Origin of the sequence: Moorena sp. SIO3E8, assembly GCF_010692445.1 — a bacterium.
Classification (GTDB): Bacteria; Cyanobacteriota; Cyanobacteriia; order Cyanobacteriales; family Coleofasciculaceae; genus Moorena; species Moorena bouillonii.
On record NZ_JAAHHM010000003.1, the window covers coordinates 117710 to 134440 of the forward strand.

Annotated in this window: 19 protein-coding genes and 1 tRNA gene; 8 read left to right on the top strand and 12 right to left on the bottom strand. The window is 44.1% G+C overall.

Going from position 1 to position 16731, the window contains the following annotated elements:
• Nucleotides 1-333: 333 nt before the first annotated feature.
• The 3 genes from F6K46_RS01965 (at nucleotide 334) to F6K46_RS01975 (ending at nucleotide 2401) form a co-directional block, all read left to right on the top strand.
• Complete coding sequence (locus F6K46_RS01965; RefSeq protein ID WP_293058289.1) at nucleotides 334-501, top strand: hypothetical protein; 168 nt, start codon at nucleotides 334-336, stop codon at nucleotides 499-501.
• A 126-nt stretch (nucleotides 502-627) separates the two neighbouring features.
• A complete protein-coding gene (locus F6K46_RS01970; RefSeq protein WP_293058292.1) occupies nucleotides 628-1404 on the top strand; it encodes a hypothetical protein in 777 nt (258 codons plus the stop codon).
• Nucleotides 1397-2401, top strand: coding sequence for a pentapeptide repeat-containing protein (locus tag F6K46_RS01975; protein ID WP_293058295.1), 1005 nt, complete (start codon nucleotides 1397-1399; stop codon nucleotides 2399-2401). Before F6K46_RS01970 ends, F6K46_RS01975 begins: the two co-directional genes overlap by 8 nt.
• Nucleotides 2402-2506: 105 nt before the next feature.
• Here the strand turns inward: F6K46_RS01975 and F6K46_RS01980 are convergent, their stop codons facing one another.
• The 5 genes from F6K46_RS01980 to F6K46_RS02000 all read right to left on the bottom strand — a co-directional run bounded on the left by F6K46_RS01980 (nucleotide 2507) and on the right by F6K46_RS02000 (nucleotide 5153).
• Nucleotides 2507-2656 (bottom strand): hypothetical protein, encoded by a 150-nt coding sequence (locus F6K46_RS01980; RefSeq protein ID WP_293058298.1) that lies wholly within the window; start codon nucleotides 2654-2656, stop codon nucleotides 2507-2509.
• Nucleotides 2657-3031: a Nif11-like leader peptide family natural product precursor gene (locus F6K46_RS01985; RefSeq protein WP_293058301.1), complete on the bottom strand. Its 375-nt coding sequence runs from the start codon at nucleotides 3029-3031 to the stop codon at nucleotides 2657-2659.
• Nucleotides 3032-3122: 91 nt separating this feature from the next.
• Complete coding sequence (locus F6K46_RS01990) at nucleotides 3123-3965, bottom strand: inositol monophosphatase family protein (protein ID WP_293058304.1); 843 nt, start codon at nucleotides 3963-3965, stop codon at nucleotides 3123-3125.
• A gap of 272 nt (nucleotides 3966-4237) precedes the next feature.
• Nucleotides 4238-4795 carry a thermonuclease family protein gene (locus tag F6K46_RS01995; protein WP_293058307.1) on the bottom strand — a complete coding sequence of 186 codons (558 nt, stop codon included), beginning with the start codon at nucleotides 4793-4795 and terminating at the stop codon, nucleotides 4238-4240.
• Nucleotides 4785-5153: a 2Fe-2S iron-sulfur cluster-binding protein gene (locus F6K46_RS02000; RefSeq protein WP_008178059.1), complete on the bottom strand. Its 369-nt coding sequence runs from the start codon at nucleotides 5151-5153 to the stop codon at nucleotides 4785-4787. Before F6K46_RS02000 ends, F6K46_RS01995 begins: the two co-directional genes overlap by 11 nt.
• Before the next feature lie 84 nt (nucleotides 5154-5237).
• Here F6K46_RS02000 and F6K46_RS02005 point away from each other — a divergent pair.
• Nucleotides 5238-5324, top strand: a tRNA-Ser gene (locus F6K46_RS02005).
• A 310-nt stretch (nucleotides 5325-5634) separates the two neighbouring features.
• On the opposite strand, the gene F6K46_RS02010 is transcribed toward F6K46_RS02005, so the two are convergent.
• Nucleotides 5635-5841 carry a hypothetical protein gene (locus F6K46_RS02010; RefSeq protein WP_293058312.1) on the bottom strand — a complete coding sequence of 69 codons (207 nt, stop codon included), beginning with the start codon at nucleotides 5839-5841 and terminating at the stop codon, nucleotides 5635-5637.
• Between the two features lie 81 nt (nucleotides 5842-5922).
• On the opposite strand from F6K46_RS02010, the gene F6K46_RS02015 reads away from it, so the two are divergent.
• Nucleotides 5923-6609 (top strand): carbonic anhydrase, encoded by a 687-nt coding sequence (locus tag F6K46_RS02015; RefSeq protein WP_293058315.1) that lies wholly within the window; start codon nucleotides 5923-5925, stop codon nucleotides 6607-6609.
• 382 nt (nucleotides 6610-6991) lie between these two features.
• Here F6K46_RS02015 and F6K46_RS02020 read toward each other — a convergent pair whose 3' ends face one another.
• Nucleotides 6992-7228 (bottom strand): hypothetical protein, encoded by a 237-nt coding sequence (locus F6K46_RS02020; protein WP_293058318.1) that lies wholly within the window; start codon nucleotides 7226-7228, stop codon nucleotides 6992-6994.
• Between F6K46_RS02020 and F6K46_RS02025 the strand changes: the two genes are divergently transcribed.
• Both F6K46_RS02025 and F6K46_RS02030 read left to right on the top strand, forming a co-directional pair.
• Nucleotides 7228-7647 carry a DUF29 family protein gene (locus tag F6K46_RS02025; RefSeq protein ID WP_075905323.1) on the top strand — a complete coding sequence of 140 codons (420 nt, stop codon included), beginning with the start codon at nucleotides 7228-7230 and terminating at the stop codon, nucleotides 7645-7647. The genes F6K46_RS02020 and F6K46_RS02025 overlap by 1 nt on opposite strands.
• A gap of 78 nt (nucleotides 7648-7725) precedes the next feature.
• Complete coding sequence (locus F6K46_RS02030) at nucleotides 7726-7875, top strand: hypothetical protein (protein WP_293058321.1); 150 nt, start codon at nucleotides 7726-7728, stop codon at nucleotides 7873-7875.
• Here F6K46_RS02030 and sbcC read toward each other — a convergent pair.
• Nucleotides 7835-10855 carry an exonuclease subunit SbcC gene (sbcC, locus tag F6K46_RS02035; RefSeq protein WP_293058324.1) on the bottom strand — a complete coding sequence of 1007 codons (3021 nt, stop codon included), beginning with the start codon at nucleotides 10853-10855 and terminating at the stop codon, nucleotides 7835-7837. The two genes, F6K46_RS02030 and sbcC, sit on opposite strands and share 41 nt — an antisense overlap.
• Nucleotides 10856-11367: 512 nt before the next feature.
• Between sbcC and F6K46_RS02040 the strand changes: the two genes are divergently transcribed.
• Entirely contained in the window at nucleotides 11368-11967 is a 600-nt protein-coding gene (locus tag F6K46_RS02040) for a hypothetical protein (RefSeq protein WP_293058327.1), read from the top strand.
• A 116-nt stretch (nucleotides 11968-12083) separates the two neighbouring features.
• Here the strand turns inward: F6K46_RS02040 and F6K46_RS02045 are convergent, their stop codons facing one another.
• From F6K46_RS02045 to fabD, 4 genes are all read right to left on the bottom strand, one after another.
• Complete coding sequence (locus F6K46_RS02045) at nucleotides 12084-13811, bottom strand: DUF3685 domain-containing protein (protein ID WP_293058330.1); 1728 nt, start codon at nucleotides 13809-13811, stop codon at nucleotides 12084-12086.
• 282 nt (nucleotides 13812-14093) lie between these two features.
• On the bottom strand, nucleotides 14094-14747 hold the full coding sequence (locus F6K46_RS02050) for a hypothetical protein (RefSeq protein WP_293058333.1): 654 nt from the start codon (nucleotides 14745-14747) through the stop codon (nucleotides 14094-14096).
• A gap of 546 nt (nucleotides 14748-15293) precedes the next feature.
• Complete coding sequence (locus F6K46_RS02055; protein ID WP_293058336.1) at nucleotides 15294-15464, bottom strand: hypothetical protein; 171 nt, start codon at nucleotides 15462-15464, stop codon at nucleotides 15294-15296.
• A gap of 250 nt (nucleotides 15465-15714) precedes the next feature.
• Complete coding sequence (gene fabD, locus F6K46_RS02060; RefSeq protein WP_293058339.1) at nucleotides 15715-16611, bottom strand: ACP S-malonyltransferase; 897 nt, start codon at nucleotides 16609-16611, stop codon at nucleotides 15715-15717.
• Nucleotides 16612-16731 lie beyond the last annotated feature (120 nt).

Sequence of the window (16731 nt, forward strand, 5' to 3'; positions counted from 1 at the left end):
CCGTAACGCACCACAGTTTTGTAGGGTGGGCAAGGGGAAATAAATTGGTTGGAGCGCTTGGGTTGACCAATCTAATGAAGAATGAAGAATGAAGAATTTAGAATGAAGAATGAATTTTTAGTTGGGTAGGGTGTGTTAGGGACGGACTCACCCTGGTTTTATCAGTAGCCAGTATTGGGACAGTCCGTCCCGTAACGCACCACAGGTTCAAACAGCTGCATCAAAACAACAGGTAAGCATTATTTTAATCTGAGTTAAGTACGTAGGGTGCGTGATAAGACGAGCTCGCCCTGATTTTTCGCCTCTTCGCTAGTTGGGAAAGTCCGTCTGGAAATGAAACGGGCAAGATGCCCGTTCCACCAAGATGCCCATTCCACCCACCGGGTCAACTGTTCTCTGTTGCCTCTTGCCTCTTGCCTCTTGCCTCTTGCCTCTTGCCTCTTCTTTGTTCCCTGTTCCCGATTCCCGATTCCCGATTCCCGATTCCCGATTGCCAATTGAACACAGCTATAAGTATTTTCTCGGAATAAATCGAGGATTATTATAGCTTTTGTAAATCTTAATTTCTGATCAACATAGATTAAAAATATATAAATTATTATGTTAGGTTTTAATCAAACTAACTTCATGATTCCAATTTCAGCGGGCATGGTAATAGCGCAGGATTTGCCAAAAAGACTTGAAACTCTTGAAATTGAGAATAAATACGAAGATTGCCTGTTTATGAAATTAGAGGGGACTATCGTTCAGCCAGATAAAATTGACCTATTCTTAACTATAAACTTTCATGATCAATTTTTAGAACTACCGGGTGGTAGCATCAAACTTGGGCTAACCGGTGGAGAGCTAAGGCTGAACTTAACCAATGGCAAACTTCCCTATTCTCACCGTGGTTTCAATGATGATTTTAAAGTTTCCATAGAGAAAAAGCGACGGTCAAAGCAAGGTAGTCAAATTCACCATGACAAGAAGATGTCCATGGGTTTAGACCCTACTTCCAATCAATTTGAGTTCAACATAGGCACAGAATTAAATCTCAGGAAAAATATCAATCACGAAAAAACTGATGAATTCACCATCATGGATTACCAGATCACATCTAAAGGTGGAGAAACCAGTCCAGCTTGGGTTTTTGCTGCCAAAAGTGGTGAGCCATTATTAACTGGAACCCTCAGCAGTATATGGTTAGGCAGCATTACCAAACAAGATATCAATCAACCCTGTTATATCGAAGCGATTTTCACAGTTTTGCCGAAAAATGTCCATCTTTATGAAGCGGAGGGAATCTGGTTTCAAGAAATTAGTCGAGAAGAACGGGCAGTCCTAGATCGAAAGATTGTATTATTTTTACTCAAGCGCCAATTAAAACCTTATGTAAGTCGGTTAGTATTGCAGGATGTTTAATCAAGAATTAAGCCAGGAAATAAACAAGACACTCCAAGGTTTTCGAGCAGCCAAGACCAAGAATTTCCAGAAATTAGCAGAAGTTGCTGGTTTAGATATTACTACTGACTTTGCAGGTGCTAACCTTAGGGGTGTTAATCTCAGTCGTCTTAATCTCAGCCATGCTGACTTAAGTGATACTGATTTAAGGGATGCTAAACTCAGTGGCACTGACTTGAGTGGGGCTGACTTGAGTGGGGCTAACTTGAGTGGCGCTAGCTTGATTTCAGCAAACTTAAGCCATGCTAATCTCAGTAATGCCCAAGTCACAGGAACTCGGTTTGGCAAAAATCCCGGTCTGGTTGAACAGACCAAGGATAACCTGATCAAGCGAGGAGGGATATGGGAACCTAGTATCACGGAAGTGCTTCTGGCTTGGAATGAATTGAATGACCGTGACCGAGATTGGATGATTGCCACAGGGGAGAGTAAAGAAATTCCAGCTGGTCATGTCTTGATTCATGAAGGACAATCGATCAATGCCCTCTACATTGTGCTCGATGGCGTGTTAACTGTTTCCGTTGAAGCTTGGAAAAGTCGGGAAATTGCTCGATTATCCAACGGTGAAGTAGTCGGAGAAATGTCTTTTGTGAAAGATCATCCCCCTTCCGCTACAGTTAAAGCTTTAGAAGACTCGATTGTGTGGTCAATTGATCGAGCTAAATTAACCCATAAACTAGAGCAAGACCCTCGTTTTGCAGCTCGTTTTTATCGCTTGCTTGCTGCTGCTATTGCTGATCGAATACACCTGACCACAATTAGCTTACTTTACTTCGAGAAAGAGTATCAGATAGAAGACCCGATGGCGACTAACCTGAAGATTGATGAACTAACAACATCTAGTCACTATCGGTTCATGGCTACACCCATTAATAAGGACTCAATCAAAACCTATGAAAAAGTTATTTTAGACAAAACTAAGGCAGCTTTACTGATTAATGGGGTGATTGAATCTTGAGCTATCAGCTATCAGCTATCAGCTATCAGCTATCAGCTATCAGCTATCAGTTTATGCGCTACGCGAACAGCTATCAGCTTTTGAATAAAATAAGCTGAAAACTGATTAATGAGGGCTGACGGCTGACCACTGATGGCTGACCACTGATGGCTGACCACTGATGGCTGACCACTGATGGCTGACCACTGATGGCTGACCACTGATGGCTGACCACTGACCGCTGACCGCTGACCGCTGTTCGCTGATAGCTGACAATTAATCGTCTTTTTTAATCACTTTAAACTCATCTAGCAATTGCACCCAATTGATAGCATCTCTCTTGTCATAAACCCACCCGATCAGATTGATATCTCCTGTTTCCCAAGCAAATTTCCACCAAGCATCTAACTGTTCTTCTGTAACATCTAATCCTATTATTTCATTTTTAAAAGTATCACTGGTAGGCTGACTAGAGTGATGCCCCTGGATAAACTGTTGCCAGTCAGCTACGGTAAACTTAAAATCGTAATCCTGTGCTACCTTAACTACCTCTTCTGGATTTCTAGTAGCTATTAGCTGCTGTTTTAAATCCTCTTGTTGAGAAATAGCATGGAAAAATTGAGCAACAGTTTCTGTATAGATTGTAGACATTGTAGATATTAGCTATAAAAAATGCGTCACTCATGGACGCTAGTTAATCGACTTTACATTGACAATTATAATTAATGACAATTATTAATTATTATTCTTTCGAAAAAGATAAAGGCCAAGAAGATAAAGGTGGTGTCTCTAACAAGGCAGCACTAAGACTGTCGTGAATCTTGGCATTAGTTGCCAGAATCCGCCCAGAATTAATATCAATAGGACTGCGATCATAAGCGGTAACTTTACCACCAGCTTCTTCTAGGATAACGATGCCAGCCGCTACATCCCAAGGAGAAAGCCCTCGTTCCCAATAGCCATCCAATCGTCCAGTAGCAACATCACACAAATCGATGGATGCAGAACCACTACGGCGAACTCCTTGAGTCAGATGAGTCAGGTAACAGAACTCGGCATAGTTGTTATCGGAAGTCTGCCGCCGGTCATAGGCAAATCCAGTGACTAACAAGCTCTTACTCAGGTCAGAGACTTGGGAAACCTGGATTGGCTGACCATTGCAGGTTGCCCCTAAGCCCACAGCTGCACACAATAACTCATCCCGAAAGGGATTATATACTGCTCCCACCTGAGGCTTGCCGTCAATCAACAACCCCACAGAGGTAGCAGCAATGGGGTATTGATGGGCATAATTAGTAGTACCATCGAGGGGGTCAATCGCCCATAGGTATTTACTTTGATTGTCTCCCAGTTGACCCGATTCTTCTGCCAGAATCGAATGGTCTGGCACATCGTTTTTGAGTATATCTAAGACTACTGCTTCAGCTTCTTTATCAGCTGCAGTGACTAAATCTCCAGGACGTCTTTTCTCTTCTATAGTTTTGAGATTGCCCCAGTAAGTTTTCAAAACATCACCAGCAGCAGTGGCAGCTTTAGCGGCAATATCAAGGAAAGTTTGTAGTTGTTCGGAGGTATGTTCTGTCATTGAGCAGATAACCTGTAGTTTATCAATTGAGTCGGTAAGCAGTCAGCGGTTAGCGGTCAGCGGTCAGCGGTTAGCGGTCAGCGGTCAGCGGTCAGCGGTCAGCGGTCAGCGGTCAGCGGTCAGCTGATTTTATTCAAAAGTACCGATCACTAGCTTGGCACAGGCTTCGACACTGTGACTGTACCCATAAGCACAGCTGATAGCACCTCAAGTAGCGTGCGCGTAGCGCTTAAGCTGATAACTGATAGCTGATGACTAATAACTAATAACCACTAAGGATTTTGACGGCGAAATTCTGCTGGTGTCAAGCGCAAAGGCTGATCTGGGTTCCAAATTCCATAGCCCATAATTCTGGCGTATTCTTGAGCACGGGCGATTTTATGATCATATTTGTTATTTGGGGCTAGGGGTGAAGCTAAGGCACAGCCCTTAGCTACCAACTGCTCATTGACTAACACACCATCTAGCCATACATAGGCTAACCAGCGACTATAGCGGTCTTGTTCCTCTACATCGAGCTCTAACATAACCGATTGTTGATCACTAGTTTCACTAAGCATCTTCTGTAAACAGGTTTTGGCCTGATCTCCCCAAGGCTTTTGTTTCCAGCTTGGTGCCTCTATACCAATCATCCGGATTCGTGCCACTAATGGTGGATCTTGATTGGTGATCAACACATCCACCGTGTGTCCACTGATCACCCGTTGCACTTGAGCACTAGTCTGGTTGGGGACATTGGTCAATTGGCAACCCCCGAGGAAGAGCAGAAAGCAACTCAGCAGGCTACCCGCTCTACTGTACCTCTGCTCCGCTAGTGTCCTAATCCTCATCCAGTGGCAGCCCAAACCGAACCTTACCTTTAGCAAAATATCGACCAAACTGAAGTTCATACACTTCATCTTCATCCTGAGTCTCTACCTCTAGGTCTGACCGGGGATAACTCACACACAATAGAGCATAGCCTTGCTCCCGCAATTGTGGAGATAGTCCCATGGCTTCCGGTTGGTAGACTTTTCCTGCCAACACTCGCACTGCGCAAGTGGTACAGGCTCCATTGCGGCAGGCAAAGGGTAGCTCCACACCTTGGTTTTCGGCGGAATGCAAGATATAGCGGTCTGTTGGCACGTTTACCTTGTGCTTAGCACCAGTTTGGCGATTATGAATCTGAATGGTGTACGATTGAGTCATTGACTTCGTATATAATTTTCTGTATAATAAGAAATCGGGCGATGAATTGAAAAAGATTCAAAGCTCCAACTGAATACTTTACCTGGAGAGGTGGCCGAGTGGTTGAAGGCGCAGCACTGGAAATGCTGTTTAGGGGTAACTCTAACGAGGGTTCGAATCCCTCCCTCTCCGTACCGATTCAATCAATACTATCAGCTATCAGCGGTCAGCATTCAGCGGTCAGCGGTCAGCGGTCAGTGGTCAGCCGTTAGCCGTCAGCCGTCAGCCTTGGCCTTTGGCCACGCTACTTGAGGTGCCGTCAGCCGTCAGCCGTCAGCTAAAAGCTCACGCTACTTGAGGTGCCGTCAGCAGACGTAACAGAGATTAAACCAATACTTACCTGGTAAGCTATCAGCTATTAGCTGATATAGCACTACGCGCTACTGTTAGGACATTCCTAAACTCCGAAACTTACTCATAGCTGACTTTTGACTTCTGACTTCTAACTTCTGACGCTAAGCGTAGCGCTATAGCTGATAGCTGATATAGCAGTCGCCAGGGCAGGCGCGGACATGACAAAAGTCTCAAACCTAAGTAAGCGCAAGAGTTTGACTTCTGACTTCTGACTTCTGACTTCTGACTTCTGACTTCTGACTTCTGCTATAGCTGATAGCTGATAGCTGATAACTGATAGCTGACCGAAATACAAACCTGAAAGTCAATTAAGACGGCTATTGCCTATAAAATTATTGAAGATCCCAATTATAGAACATCTAGCTGTAAGCCTTAAATGAAGCAGTTGATTCAAGGTCTGCATCAATTCCAGACCAATTACTTCGAGACCCACCGAGACCTATTTGAGTTACTGTCTCACGGGCAGCATCCCAGGATACTATTCATCACCTGTTCAGATTCTCGCATTGACCCGAGTCTGATTACTCAAACTGAGCCTGGTGAAATGTTCATCATCCGCAATGCCGGGAATATCATACCGCCTTATGGAGCAAGTAATGGCGGTGAACCAGCAGCAGTAGAGTATGCTATTTATGCCTTAGGCATTAATGAAATTGTCGTATGCGGTCACTATCGCTGTGGAGCGATGAAAGGTTTACTGAAAATCGACAAGCTAGAAGAGGACATGCCAGCCGTTTACCAATGGCTCAAGCATGCCGAAGCTACTCGCCGGATTATCAAAGAACACTATCAAGACTATGAAGGTGATGAACTCCTGAATGGGGCGGTGGAGGAAAACGTCCTTAACCAGCTACAAAATTTACGTACTTACCCAGTTATTCAATCTCGACTCAGAAGTGAGGACATTCGGCTTCATGGGTGGGTCTATAAGATAGAAACCGGAGAGGTTCTGGAATATAGTCCACTGCAAAAGCAGTTTGTACCCCCTCAAACCCAGTTTTCAAGAGGAGCATGGATAACACCTCAGCAGCAAGCAAGAATTTATAAAGGTTCTCCAGAATAAACTCTAAACTAAGTAATAATAAACCAGAAAAAAAGTAGATGCAACCCTGATTAGAGGTGCTATAATCCAATTAGCGTCATTTGTACTCTTAGCCTGTGGTAAACTGTTGTCAGTAAGTCGTCAACAGTTTACAGCCAAAAGTTAAATCAGCTTCTTAGTTTACAACAACCTTTTTGCAACCCTATGTGTAGATGCCCTGATAGTTGATTCCCTTTGGACTAGTTATTGTCCTACCGTCTTGATAACGTTAGTCAACAGAAGATCCGAAACTAGCTCGTTTATAACAGCCTCTATACTGCCGAGATTTCGGTTTAGATATTACTATAGTAGAAGCTATTTCAGGAATAAGATAACCGTACAATTGCGGAATTAGTTGAATAGCCTAATTGGAGACATTGGGCAATTTTACGGTTATTTTGGTCATGGGTAATGGGTTAAGGGGAGTAGGGAGTAGGGAGTAGGGAGTAGGGAATCGGGAGTCGGGAGTCGGGAATCGGGAATCGGGAGCAGGGAGCAGGGAGTAGAAATATGTCTTAAGCTTTACTTCGATTGCTATATCTTTGGTTATTTCAGTATTAGTCGCGACGGGGAAATTGAAAAGCGGAGGAATATTAGCCAATGGAAGAATTAATGACTCTAAAGGAATTACTCTACGAAGGCAAAATCCCTGAAGCCCTGGAACTGATTGAAGAATTGGAGGAGATGAGCAAATCGGATAAACTGAATAAACTATTTAGCTATGGAATTATTCTGCTGTTACATCTAATTAAAAAAGCTGCTGAAAAACGGACGACTAAATCTTGGGAAGTATCAATCCGTAATTCTGTTAAACAAATTCAACGTACTAATCAGCGCCACAAGGCTAAAGGAACTTATCTAACCGAAACGGAATTATTAGAAACTTTAGAAGATGCCTATCAATCCGCACTAGACCGCGCTTCATTAGAAGCATTTGAAGGAAGTTATGAAGCTGAAGAAATTGCTAAAATGGTGGAGCGGGAGGAAATCATAAAAACAGCAATGGATTTGATTTTATAGGGCTATCAGCAATCCGTTATCAGCTATCAGCAATCAGCTATCAGCAATCAGCTATCATTTAAGTAATTGTTATCATTCTTGACGCCCTATTCCCTATTCCCTATTCCCTATTCCCGACTCCCGACTCCCGACTCCCGACTCCCGACTCCCGACTCCCGACTCCCTTTGCTACAAATATTAGCATTGATTACATCGATAAACTTAACTGAGAGCCAAGGGATGTCTTAGATACTTCAATCCTGGTCTGAAAGGCTTCTTTAAACTGAGGCATATGAGTCACGGTTAAAATACAAGCAAAATCGGATGCGATCGCATTAATTGCTGCAATCAATCGCTCACACCCCTCGGCATCTTGGGTGCCAAACCCCTCATCCACAATCAACATTTGTAAGGATGTGCCTGAGCGTTGGGCCAACAGTTGTGCTAATGCCAGACGAATGGCAAAATTAATCCGAAATGCTTCACCACCGGAATAGGTTTCATAAGGTCGAGTACCACTGGCATCAGCAATTAAAATATCTAAGGTATCAATCAGTTTGGTTTTTTTCTTAGAAGACCGACTCCCGGCCTTTTGGGTAACAATTTGGATGTGTAACTGATTCCCAGTCAGTCTAGCCAAAATTTGATTGCTTTGGGCTTCTAGTTGAGGCAAAATATTCTCTATCATGAGTGCCTGGATGCCATTTTTGCCAAATGCGATCGCTAATTCCTGATGCACCCGATATTGCCGCTGGAGTTGTTGCAGCTTTTCGAGTTGCTGTTGATACTGACTTTGTAGGGATTCCAGTTGCTGCAACCGTTGTTGGAGACGCCCCTGCTGGGATAGTTGTTTATCCATTTGCTGTCGGCGCTGCTTCATCCCCTGTTCTAAGGCTTGGATGTCCCTAGTGACATCAGGACTTTGTTCCATTTGCTTGACAATGTCCTCAATTTGTGTATTAACCTCCTTGAGATTACAGCGTCTGCTCTGGAGGCTTTGAGTTAGGCTTGCCAAGCGTTGACCGACTTGGGGATTTTGCTCTTGGGCGGTTTGTAATTCCTGATAACGCAGTTGCCAAGATTGGGCTTGACGCAAGGAGGCTCTAACCTGATTATGAGCATCCAAGTTATAGCCAATCTCAGCAATGTATCGATCTAGCTGATCCAATTGCTGCTTCAACGGGGAATTGGTTTGTAACTGATGCACTGAGCCTTGAAGACTATCCAGCTTTCGAAGCAGCTGTGGTTTCTGGGCATCAATTTTTTGCTGACGCCGTCTTGCTTCTTCTAGCTTAGCCGAGTGGATTTCAGCCCAGCGCCAGCGGTCAACTTCCCCCCGTGCTAGAGCATGGGTTTGTTCATCGTAGTTGAGCTGTTGGACTCGGAGGTCGAGTTGCCTGAGTTCTTCGTGTAACTCTACCCCATAAGCACGAATAGTAAGGGATTGTTCCAGTTCTTTCTTTTCCTCAGATACTTCATAGAGTCGGTCATAAACTTCGTCGGTGGCTTCTAGTTGTGCTGCTAGTTGTCCCCGTTGTTCGAGCAACTGTTCATAAGGAGAGAGTTGTTGGGAAATTTGGGAGTATTCATGGCGCAACACCTGAAGTTCTCGTTCACAAACGGTTAGCTGCTCTCGTACTACCCAGAATTGATCTTGAACATCCTTGTGCTCAGCAGTGGTTTTCTGAATCACCCGGTCAGAATGGGCTGCATCTAGAGGCTGCTCGCATAAGGGACAAACTGCGTTCTGAACTTGCAGAAACTGGATTTTTTGGGTCAGTTCCCCCAGTAATTTTTGATAGCGACGTTGGTTTTCGTGGAGGCGTTCTCGAAAGCCTCGACGTTCTAGTCCTTTGTCCTGTAACCGAGACAGGTAGACCCGCTTTTTCTCTAATTCCCCAAGTTCAGCTTCTAACTGAAGTGCGGCCTGTCTCAGCTGAGGTGTTGTTGCTACTTGCTGGGATAACTGTTTTTCAGAAGAAACCAGTTCTTCTAATTTGGCACTGAGTCTGGCTTGAACCCGGTCAAGTTCGCTTTGGATAGACCCACGGCGTTGCAACAAGGGAGAGACTTCTAGTTGCAGATTATCTAACTGCTTAAGGCGTTGACGAGATCGGTTAAGTCGTGCCAGGGCTGTAGCCACTTCCCCTGAACGGGAGAGAGTATCTTGAATCTCTTGCTCTTGAGTACCCAAGGCTTCTAGTTGAGCTTGGGTATCACGGATTTGCAGATTATGTTGATTAATGTCTTGATTAAGCTGCTGTTGGAGTTGTTGTCGTTGCTGTTGCGCTTTCTGATAAGTCTGTAATTTGGCGGCAAGACTTTCTTCAAGTTCTTGTAGCTGGAGGTATTCGGCATAACCAGCAGTAATTTGTTGGTCTTGAGAGAGTAGTTCAGAAAGTTGTTCTTGTTGGGCAACAGCAGTAGCAATGTCTTGTTGTATGCGATCGCAATCTTGAGTAAGATTACGATATTGTGTCCTCACAAAGTTCAGCTGTTGTTCCCAGCTATTGCGCTGATGTCCAATGGCTTGTAGTTTTTTGAGTTGTTGCGCGTCTTGGTCTTGGTCTTGTTGCAGCTGGTGTAAAGCAGTTTCGAGGGTAGCTGTTTCCTTTGCGATCGCATCCCGTTCTCCCAGTTGTTCTTTAATACCCTGCAAACTTTGCTCTAGCTGTTCTACTTGACCTTTCAACTGCTTTGACAAATCCTTTGCCTGGTCTGCCAATTTTTCGTACTGGTCTAGTTTGAGCAAATCTGCCAGAATTTGTTTCCGTTCACTGGGACGCCTGACCATAAACTCATCGGCTCGACCTTGACGCAGGTAAGAGGAGTTGATAAAGGTATCGTAATCTAGCTTCAGATTCGCTATTATTAATAATTGAGTTGCTCGTACTCCTTTCTGGCTTAAAGACTTAAAACCATTTGGTGTTTCCACTTGAAACTCTAGGGAACTCCCCTGTTTTCGGTGGCGAGTCCGAATAATTCGATGGGTTTGTTGATTATTTTGAAAAATAAAGTCTACTCGGACTTCCTTCGCCCCAGTATTGATGACATCGTTTTCTGAGGCAACACGGCTTTGTCCCCAAATTGCCCAGGTAATGGCTTCTAGCAAGGACGATTTCCCGGCTCCATTCTGACCACAAATACAGGCAGTGTGAAGACCGCGAAAGTCTAGAGTTGCGTCGCGGTAGCTGAGGAAGTTTTTTAGAGTTAGTTGAATAGGAATCATCTAGGATCCACAAACCTCACACCGTTAATACTTTCAAAATCAGTATAAACACACACTTTGCATAGTGTAGCGACGTATATATCAGTTTTCTAGGTCTTGAACACTCATTTTTACAAAAGTTAATAAATACTCAGTAAGCAAAAATTCTTAGCTAGACCGTCAGTGGTCAGCGGTCAGTGGTCAGCAGTCAGTGGTCAGTGGTCAGTGGTCAGTGGTCAGTGGTCAGCGGTTAGCCGTCAGCCGTTGGCCAATGGCTGATAGCTGTTCGCGTAGCGTGCGCATAAGCTGAGAGCTGATGGCTGATAGCTGAGAGCTGAGAGCTGATGGCTGAGAGCTGAGAGCTGAGAGCTGAGAGCTGAGAGCTGAGAGCTGAGAGCTGAGAGCTGAGAGCTGAGAGCTGATAGCTTACTCCATTGCGGTTTTGGAACCATGTTCCATGGGGAACTCGATCAGGCGTACTATAAATCTAAGTAGGATTAATCTAATCGAATACTGAAACTAGGGTAAACATTATGTCAAAAGCTACGTTGCAATATACAACCAAGGATTTAGAAGAACTCGGCTTCATCGTTGAAGTCCCCGGCAGAACGGACAATGCCAGAAACAGAGCCAAAGCTCTCGACGAGATTCAACGGCGCATGGAAGACTCAGAAGACACTACGGTCAATGAGGATAGCTTTGCCGATGGCTTGAGTGCTGACGATTTGATTTTAGTTGAGCCACTAGCTACCGGTAGTACAGATGGTGAAGAAGCAGAGATTATTCAGTCAGTAAAAGCGATCGCATCTTTAGCAAGTTTAAGGGTAAATTTGGAACAAGCTTACCAACAAGCTGTGGAATTACGGCCAGTAATCGAAGCCTTATTTTCCCCAGACCCCCTGACACCGGAACATATGAAACTGGCAACGGATAGAAATTTTGCCAAAACCTTAACAAAATTTGCTGAAGCTAAAGCCGCTCACGATCAGTATTTGCCCATTGCCGAAGAGGCTTGGAAAATATTAGAACCCGCTTTGCCACCATCTCAGCATCAAGCTAATCCTCTAGGCTCGGATGTAGTAGAGCATACTGAGAGTAATGGCAAAAAGGGTGTGACTGTGAATGAGTCATGAAACCTATGCCTAGAGGCAGGGGCTTCTAAAATTGTTTTCTAAAATTGTTTAGGTGGGGAGGGTTGAATCAGTCCCTATGCCGGATGTAATGGTATTTTTTTACTTTCCCCTCTTCCCTACTTCCCACGTCCAGAATTTTTCCCAAACCTGGCCTCTTGGACGCTACTACCAATGCCCTGAATTACACCACGAACCACTAGACCAATACTTCTACCAAAGACTTGGGTCAACAGATACACCACACCATTACCAATCCAAGTGACAGCCGCTTGCACACGGGGAGAAAGAGCATCCCGTAGCTCATAGGCTAACGTCACAGCTAGCTGAAAACCTCGTAGCCGTTCTAATTCCCGACGCCGGGGAGCATAGATACTGGTTTGTTTAATGCCAGTGTCAGTTAGGATAAATAAATCATATCGACTCTCGAAAATTGCTTGTGGCTCACCAAATAATTTATCTTGGCGATATCGCCAGGAGAGATTATTGCGAAATCTAGCAATTTCCCGAGATGACATTAAATTTTGATGATAAAAATTTACCTTAATACTTTCTACATCTGCCAATTGATTTAATAACGGTTGAATCACCCCATTAGCAATTTGGATAATTAAATTGTCCAGGATAAGTTCTGACCGTTGAATTGCTTCGGGGGTGTGGGCAGGATAGGAGACATTATCAATTATTAATGAGCTGTCAAATAGCCGATGATATAATAAATCAATAACTAGAGGAATTTTATCAATAATTTCCTTTTTTACAATGGGATAGTTACCCACCAAAATAGTGACAACTTCTAGTTGAGTATTTTCCGTGTACAAGGTATAATATTTACCGAAGAAATCTGTTACTGATGCTTCCCACAGGTCTTTCAGAATCAGCTGTTGCTTGTGAGGTAACTGTTCCGGTGTTACTTGAGACAAGCGCAAATCTTCAATCAGCGCTTCAAAGGTTTGGAAGACTAAACCAAGTAACTCTGCTCTTTTCTCTACTTGGAGAATGTCAAGTTCTAGAGGAACACCAGAGAGGTTGGATAAACCAGATTGAAGTTTTACCATTGTCCGCTCAACTCTCCGCTCAACTAGTGGTGCCTTAGGGCTAAGCTGGGATTGAGCCCTTGGCGCAACAGTCAGTGAGCTTTCCGGTTTAGGCATTGGGACTAAGGCATTGTCCCGTGACGGTTCCACCAGAATGATGCTAGCCGGTAATAGCTGATCCGCCAGCCAACGGGCTACCAACAGTTCTCGACGGCGTCCAGTCCAAAACAGCCAATCCCAATTGGAAAGACCAGGATTTTGCAGCTGACTATTAACCTGGACTAAAGCGGCTTCAAATTGTTGGAATCCTGAGTTACGCCACTGTTGATACCAGGGAGCAAAACCTGCACCTTTATAGGATACAGTAGGTAAGTTAGACAGTGTCTGCCAATAGGATTGACCCTTAGTAATTTGACCAATGGCTTCAACAATGGTAGCGATCGCTACTCCTTTGGGGCAATACCCATTGACACCCAATGCTTGAGCTGCTGCTAGCACAGTGGGTTGAGATTGCTTGGTCAGTAGTAATATTGGCAAGTTAGGGTACTCCCGCCGTAATCCCTGACACAGTGGCAATCCTGATAAGGTTACCTCTTGATTTGAATTAGGCTCAGCCAAAGCTAGTTCCAAAATTGCCACATCCACGGAGTTGGTCCCCTCTAGTGCCGCTAATCTTGATCGGGCTTCTGTGCCAGTATCAGCCTCAGCTACAACTAGCAGATCCTGGAAGGCTTGCAAGGCAGTCCTTAGACCCAATCGGAATACTGGGTCATCATCAATCAGAAGGATATGAGTTATGCGATCGCTCATATGGAGATAGCCTATAGGAAATGGCTCATGGCTAAAGCCTGTAAACCAATTAACACTATGAACAATTAGCCATTTAAGCTAGCATAACATTAGCTTTTGTGGCTTGGGGGCTGAGGAACCGATCCGCTGGAGCAGGAATCCAGGAAAATTGTTAATTCTTCATTGTTCATTGTTAATCGTTAATCGTTAATTTAAAATTATTAATTCTCAATTAACGATTAACGAAATTTGATTATAACTGTTGAGATTAAATCAGTTTAACGTCCAATTCTTGGTCTTTGCTTAGGCTTGTGATTGAGCTAGCTGCTCCTGTGATTGGGCTAGCTGTTCCTGTGATTGGGCTAGCTGCTCCTGAAGTTGTTCGTGTGATTGAGCTAGCTGCTCCTGTGATTGGGCTAGCTGTTCCTGTGATTGGGCTAGCTGCTCCTGTAGCTGTTCGTGTGATTGAGCTAGCTGCTCCTGTGATTGGTCTAGCTGTTCCTGTGATTGGCCTAGCTGTTCCTGTGATTGGCCTAGCTGTTCCTGTGATTGAGCTTGTGGTTGTGGTTGTAGTTGTTCCTGTGATTGGGCTTGTACCTGTGTTTTATCTGGTTTCGGTGCCTTGGGTTTTTTCTCAAATACTTGAATACCTGGTTGCTCTACCCGAAACCCTTTGTTAATTTTTGCTCCCAGTTTGCCAGTAATAACAGCAACCCACATGGAATACATCTCATTCGCAGTCGTGATTTTTTTCCAAACTTTGGGTTTGACCTTAATCGTAAAAATCGTGCCATCACAATCAACATTAAATTCCTGCCAGCCGTTTTTAACAGTTTTTGCTGTAGGCAATTCATTAATTTTGATGATGAGTTCCATTTTGCCAGGAATTATTCCAGTTTTTGTTTTTTTTATTTGACTGATTTCATCAGCTTTGTGAATACTCATTATTTCAAGCATATGCAACTCCTTTGGCAATAAAAATAATTGGTTTTATTCATATTGTTAAGACAATAAATAGAGCAAATAAATCAGCTATAAAAATGCTTATTTAGCTAACATTTTCCCCTAACAAAACCTGTTGGATCAAAGTCTTATACGGGTCAGATGTAAGTCAGCACAAGTCAGTTTGCTAGGCATAAGGAAACAGTGGTTAATTTTTTGTCTAAAGACCACCAATCCAGAGACCTTTTCGAGCCATCGAATGTCAACTGACTTACCTATTTACTCTGTGATTTTGCATTTTCTCATATTTTTCTGATTTCAAAAGCGACTCAATCAAGAATGTTAGGTAAGTTTGAGAAACTAAAAAAAACCTAATGGTTCTGGATTTAAGCGATATGCAGCGGTATTCCCATCTGATGCGTGAAATGCCTACTGGATATGACCTTGTACGGATAAGTATTTTTGCTTATTAATTTTGAAATCTTGGTTAGATGCGCTTTCCGCATCTAATTATTAAATTCGCCACGGGTCGCACCTCTGCATCGCTTCTGAGTAAGGCTTCTAGAATTTAGATGGGTTTGCCCTGGAGCGATATGCGTTCGCGTAGCGTGACCAAAGGTCAATCGCATAAGCGCGGAAGCGAAGCTTCATCGCGTAGCGTGACCAAAGGTCAATCGCATAAGCGCGGAAGCTGAGGCCTTGGCCTTTGGGCCACGCTACGCGAATGGCCACGCTTTGCGTTCGCGTAGCGTCGGCTTTGCCGAAACGCTTCCGGAGCGCTCCTCATATCATGTCAGGATAATTACCGTTAATAAAAATCGCTCCCATCTCCCCATCTTCTCATCTCCCCATCTCCACACACTTGCCACACTTGTGATCTCTACACCCTGATAACGATTGGGGGAATTTCATCAAAGCGGCGCGTCAAAGAGGATCGCGCCGCCATCCAAGACATGAATTAGGTCGAGCTTAGGGCTTCGAGTTAGCTTACTGCTAAGCATTGTTGCAGATCAGCAATGCTATTAACGTTTTCTAAAATTAACTCGGGACACATCCGTTTAATTAAGCCAGTCAGCACCTTACCTGGTCCGACTTCCACCACTTTCTCAATGCCTTCCACTGGTAGCCTCAGAGAAATTTCTCGCCATCGTACTGAACCAGTAATTTGAGACTGGAGTTGATGTTTTAAGGTAGCTGCCTCTACCGTGGGTACAGGGTCCACATTCGATAATACTGGTACCTGGGCATCAGCAAAGGGGACAGACAGCAAAAGTTCCTGGAACTGAGCTGCTGCTTGAGCCATTAAGGGAGAATGAAAGGCACCGGACACTTTTAGAGGAACAGCCCGTTTGACTTTAATCTGACTCAGCAAATCCTGAACTGCTGTTGGTCTACCTGAAATTACCACTTGAGCAGGACTGTTATCATTAGCAATAACAACATCCTGTATCTGCTGGATTTTTTCTTCAAGTTCTGGGCGTTTGAAGCCAATCAGAGCAACCATCATGCCTTCAGTTGCACTATCCATCAATTTAGCCCGATGTTGGACTAGGCGTAGCCCTGCCTCAAAGTTAAATACCCTGGCAGTGTAGAGGGCAACATATTCTCCCAAACTGTGACCGGCTACTAGATTGGGTCGTTCCCCTTGTTCCATGAGCAGATCAGCCAGGATACTCTCAACTACGTATAAGGCAGGTTGAGTGTAGAGGGTTTGAGATAACTGATCGGACTCCCCTTGACAAATATCCAGCACAGACCAGCCTAAAATTTCCTCAGCTTGCTTAAACTTAACCTTTGCAGAGGGCAGGTCTAATAAGTCCACTCCCATACCTGGTACTTGAGAACCTTGTCCGGGAAACACCCATGCAGTCTTTATCATTTATTTATTATTTATTTGCCGTCAAGAATCAATTATCTGCTATTGCTGTACAATTTGGTGGTCTTATGGATTTGAATTCTCTCAGGTGCGTTGATTGCTGAGTGCTGATACCGAGTTGCA

What these genes read in the sequence shown, in the direction of transcription:
- F6K46_RS01965 (WP_293058289.1), top strand. Translation starts at nt 334, where the DNA reads ATGAAACGGGCAAGATGCCCGTTCCACCAAGATGCCCATTCCACCCAC.
- F6K46_RS01970 (WP_293058292.1), top strand. Translation starts at nt 628, where the DNA reads ATGATTCCAATTTCAGCGGGCATGGTAATAGCGCAGGATTTGCCAAAA.
- F6K46_RS01975 (WP_293058295.1), top strand. Translation starts at nt 1,397, where the DNA reads ATGTTTAATCAAGAATTAAGCCAGGAAATAAACAAGACACTCCAAGGT.
- F6K46_RS01985 (WP_293058301.1), bottom strand. Translation starts at nt 3,031, where the DNA reads ATGTCTACAATCTATACAGAAACTGTTGCTCAATTTTTCCATGCTATT.
- F6K46_RS01990 (WP_293058304.1), bottom strand. Translation starts at nt 3,965, where the DNA reads ATGACAGAACATACCTCCGAACAACTACAAACTTTCCTTGATATTGCC.
- F6K46_RS01995 (WP_293058307.1), bottom strand. Translation starts at nt 4,795, where the DNA reads ATGAGGATTAGGACACTAGCGGAGCAGAGGTACAGTAGAGCGGGTAGC.
- F6K46_RS02000 (WP_008178059.1), bottom strand. Translation starts at nt 5,153, where the DNA reads ATGACTCAATCGTACACCATTCAGATTCATAATCGCCAAACTGGTGCT.
- F6K46_RS02015 (WP_293058315.1), top strand. Translation starts at nt 5,923, where the DNA reads ATGAAGCAGTTGATTCAAGGTCTGCATCAATTCCAGACCAATTACTTC.
- F6K46_RS02025 (WP_075905323.1), top strand. Translation starts at nt 7,228, where the DNA reads ATGGAAGAATTAATGACTCTAAAGGAATTACTCTACGAAGGCAAAATC.
- sbcC (WP_293058324.1), bottom strand. Translation starts at nt 10,855, where the DNA reads ATGATTCCTATTCAACTAACTCTAAAAAACTTCCTCAGCTACCGCGAC.
- F6K46_RS02040 (WP_293058327.1), top strand. Translation starts at nt 11,368, where the DNA reads ATGTCAAAAGCTACGTTGCAATATACAACCAAGGATTTAGAAGAACTC.
- F6K46_RS02045 (WP_293058330.1), bottom strand. Translation starts at nt 13,811, where the DNA reads ATGAGCGATCGCATAACTCATATCCTTCTGATTGATGATGACCCAGTA.
- F6K46_RS02050 (WP_293058333.1), bottom strand. Translation starts at nt 14,747, where the DNA reads ATGCTTGAAATAATGAGTATTCACAAAGCTGATGAAATCAGTCAAATA.
- fabD (WP_293058339.1), bottom strand. Translation starts at nt 16,611, where the DNA reads ATGATAAAGACTGCATGGGTGTTTCCCGGACAAGGTTCTCAAGTACCA.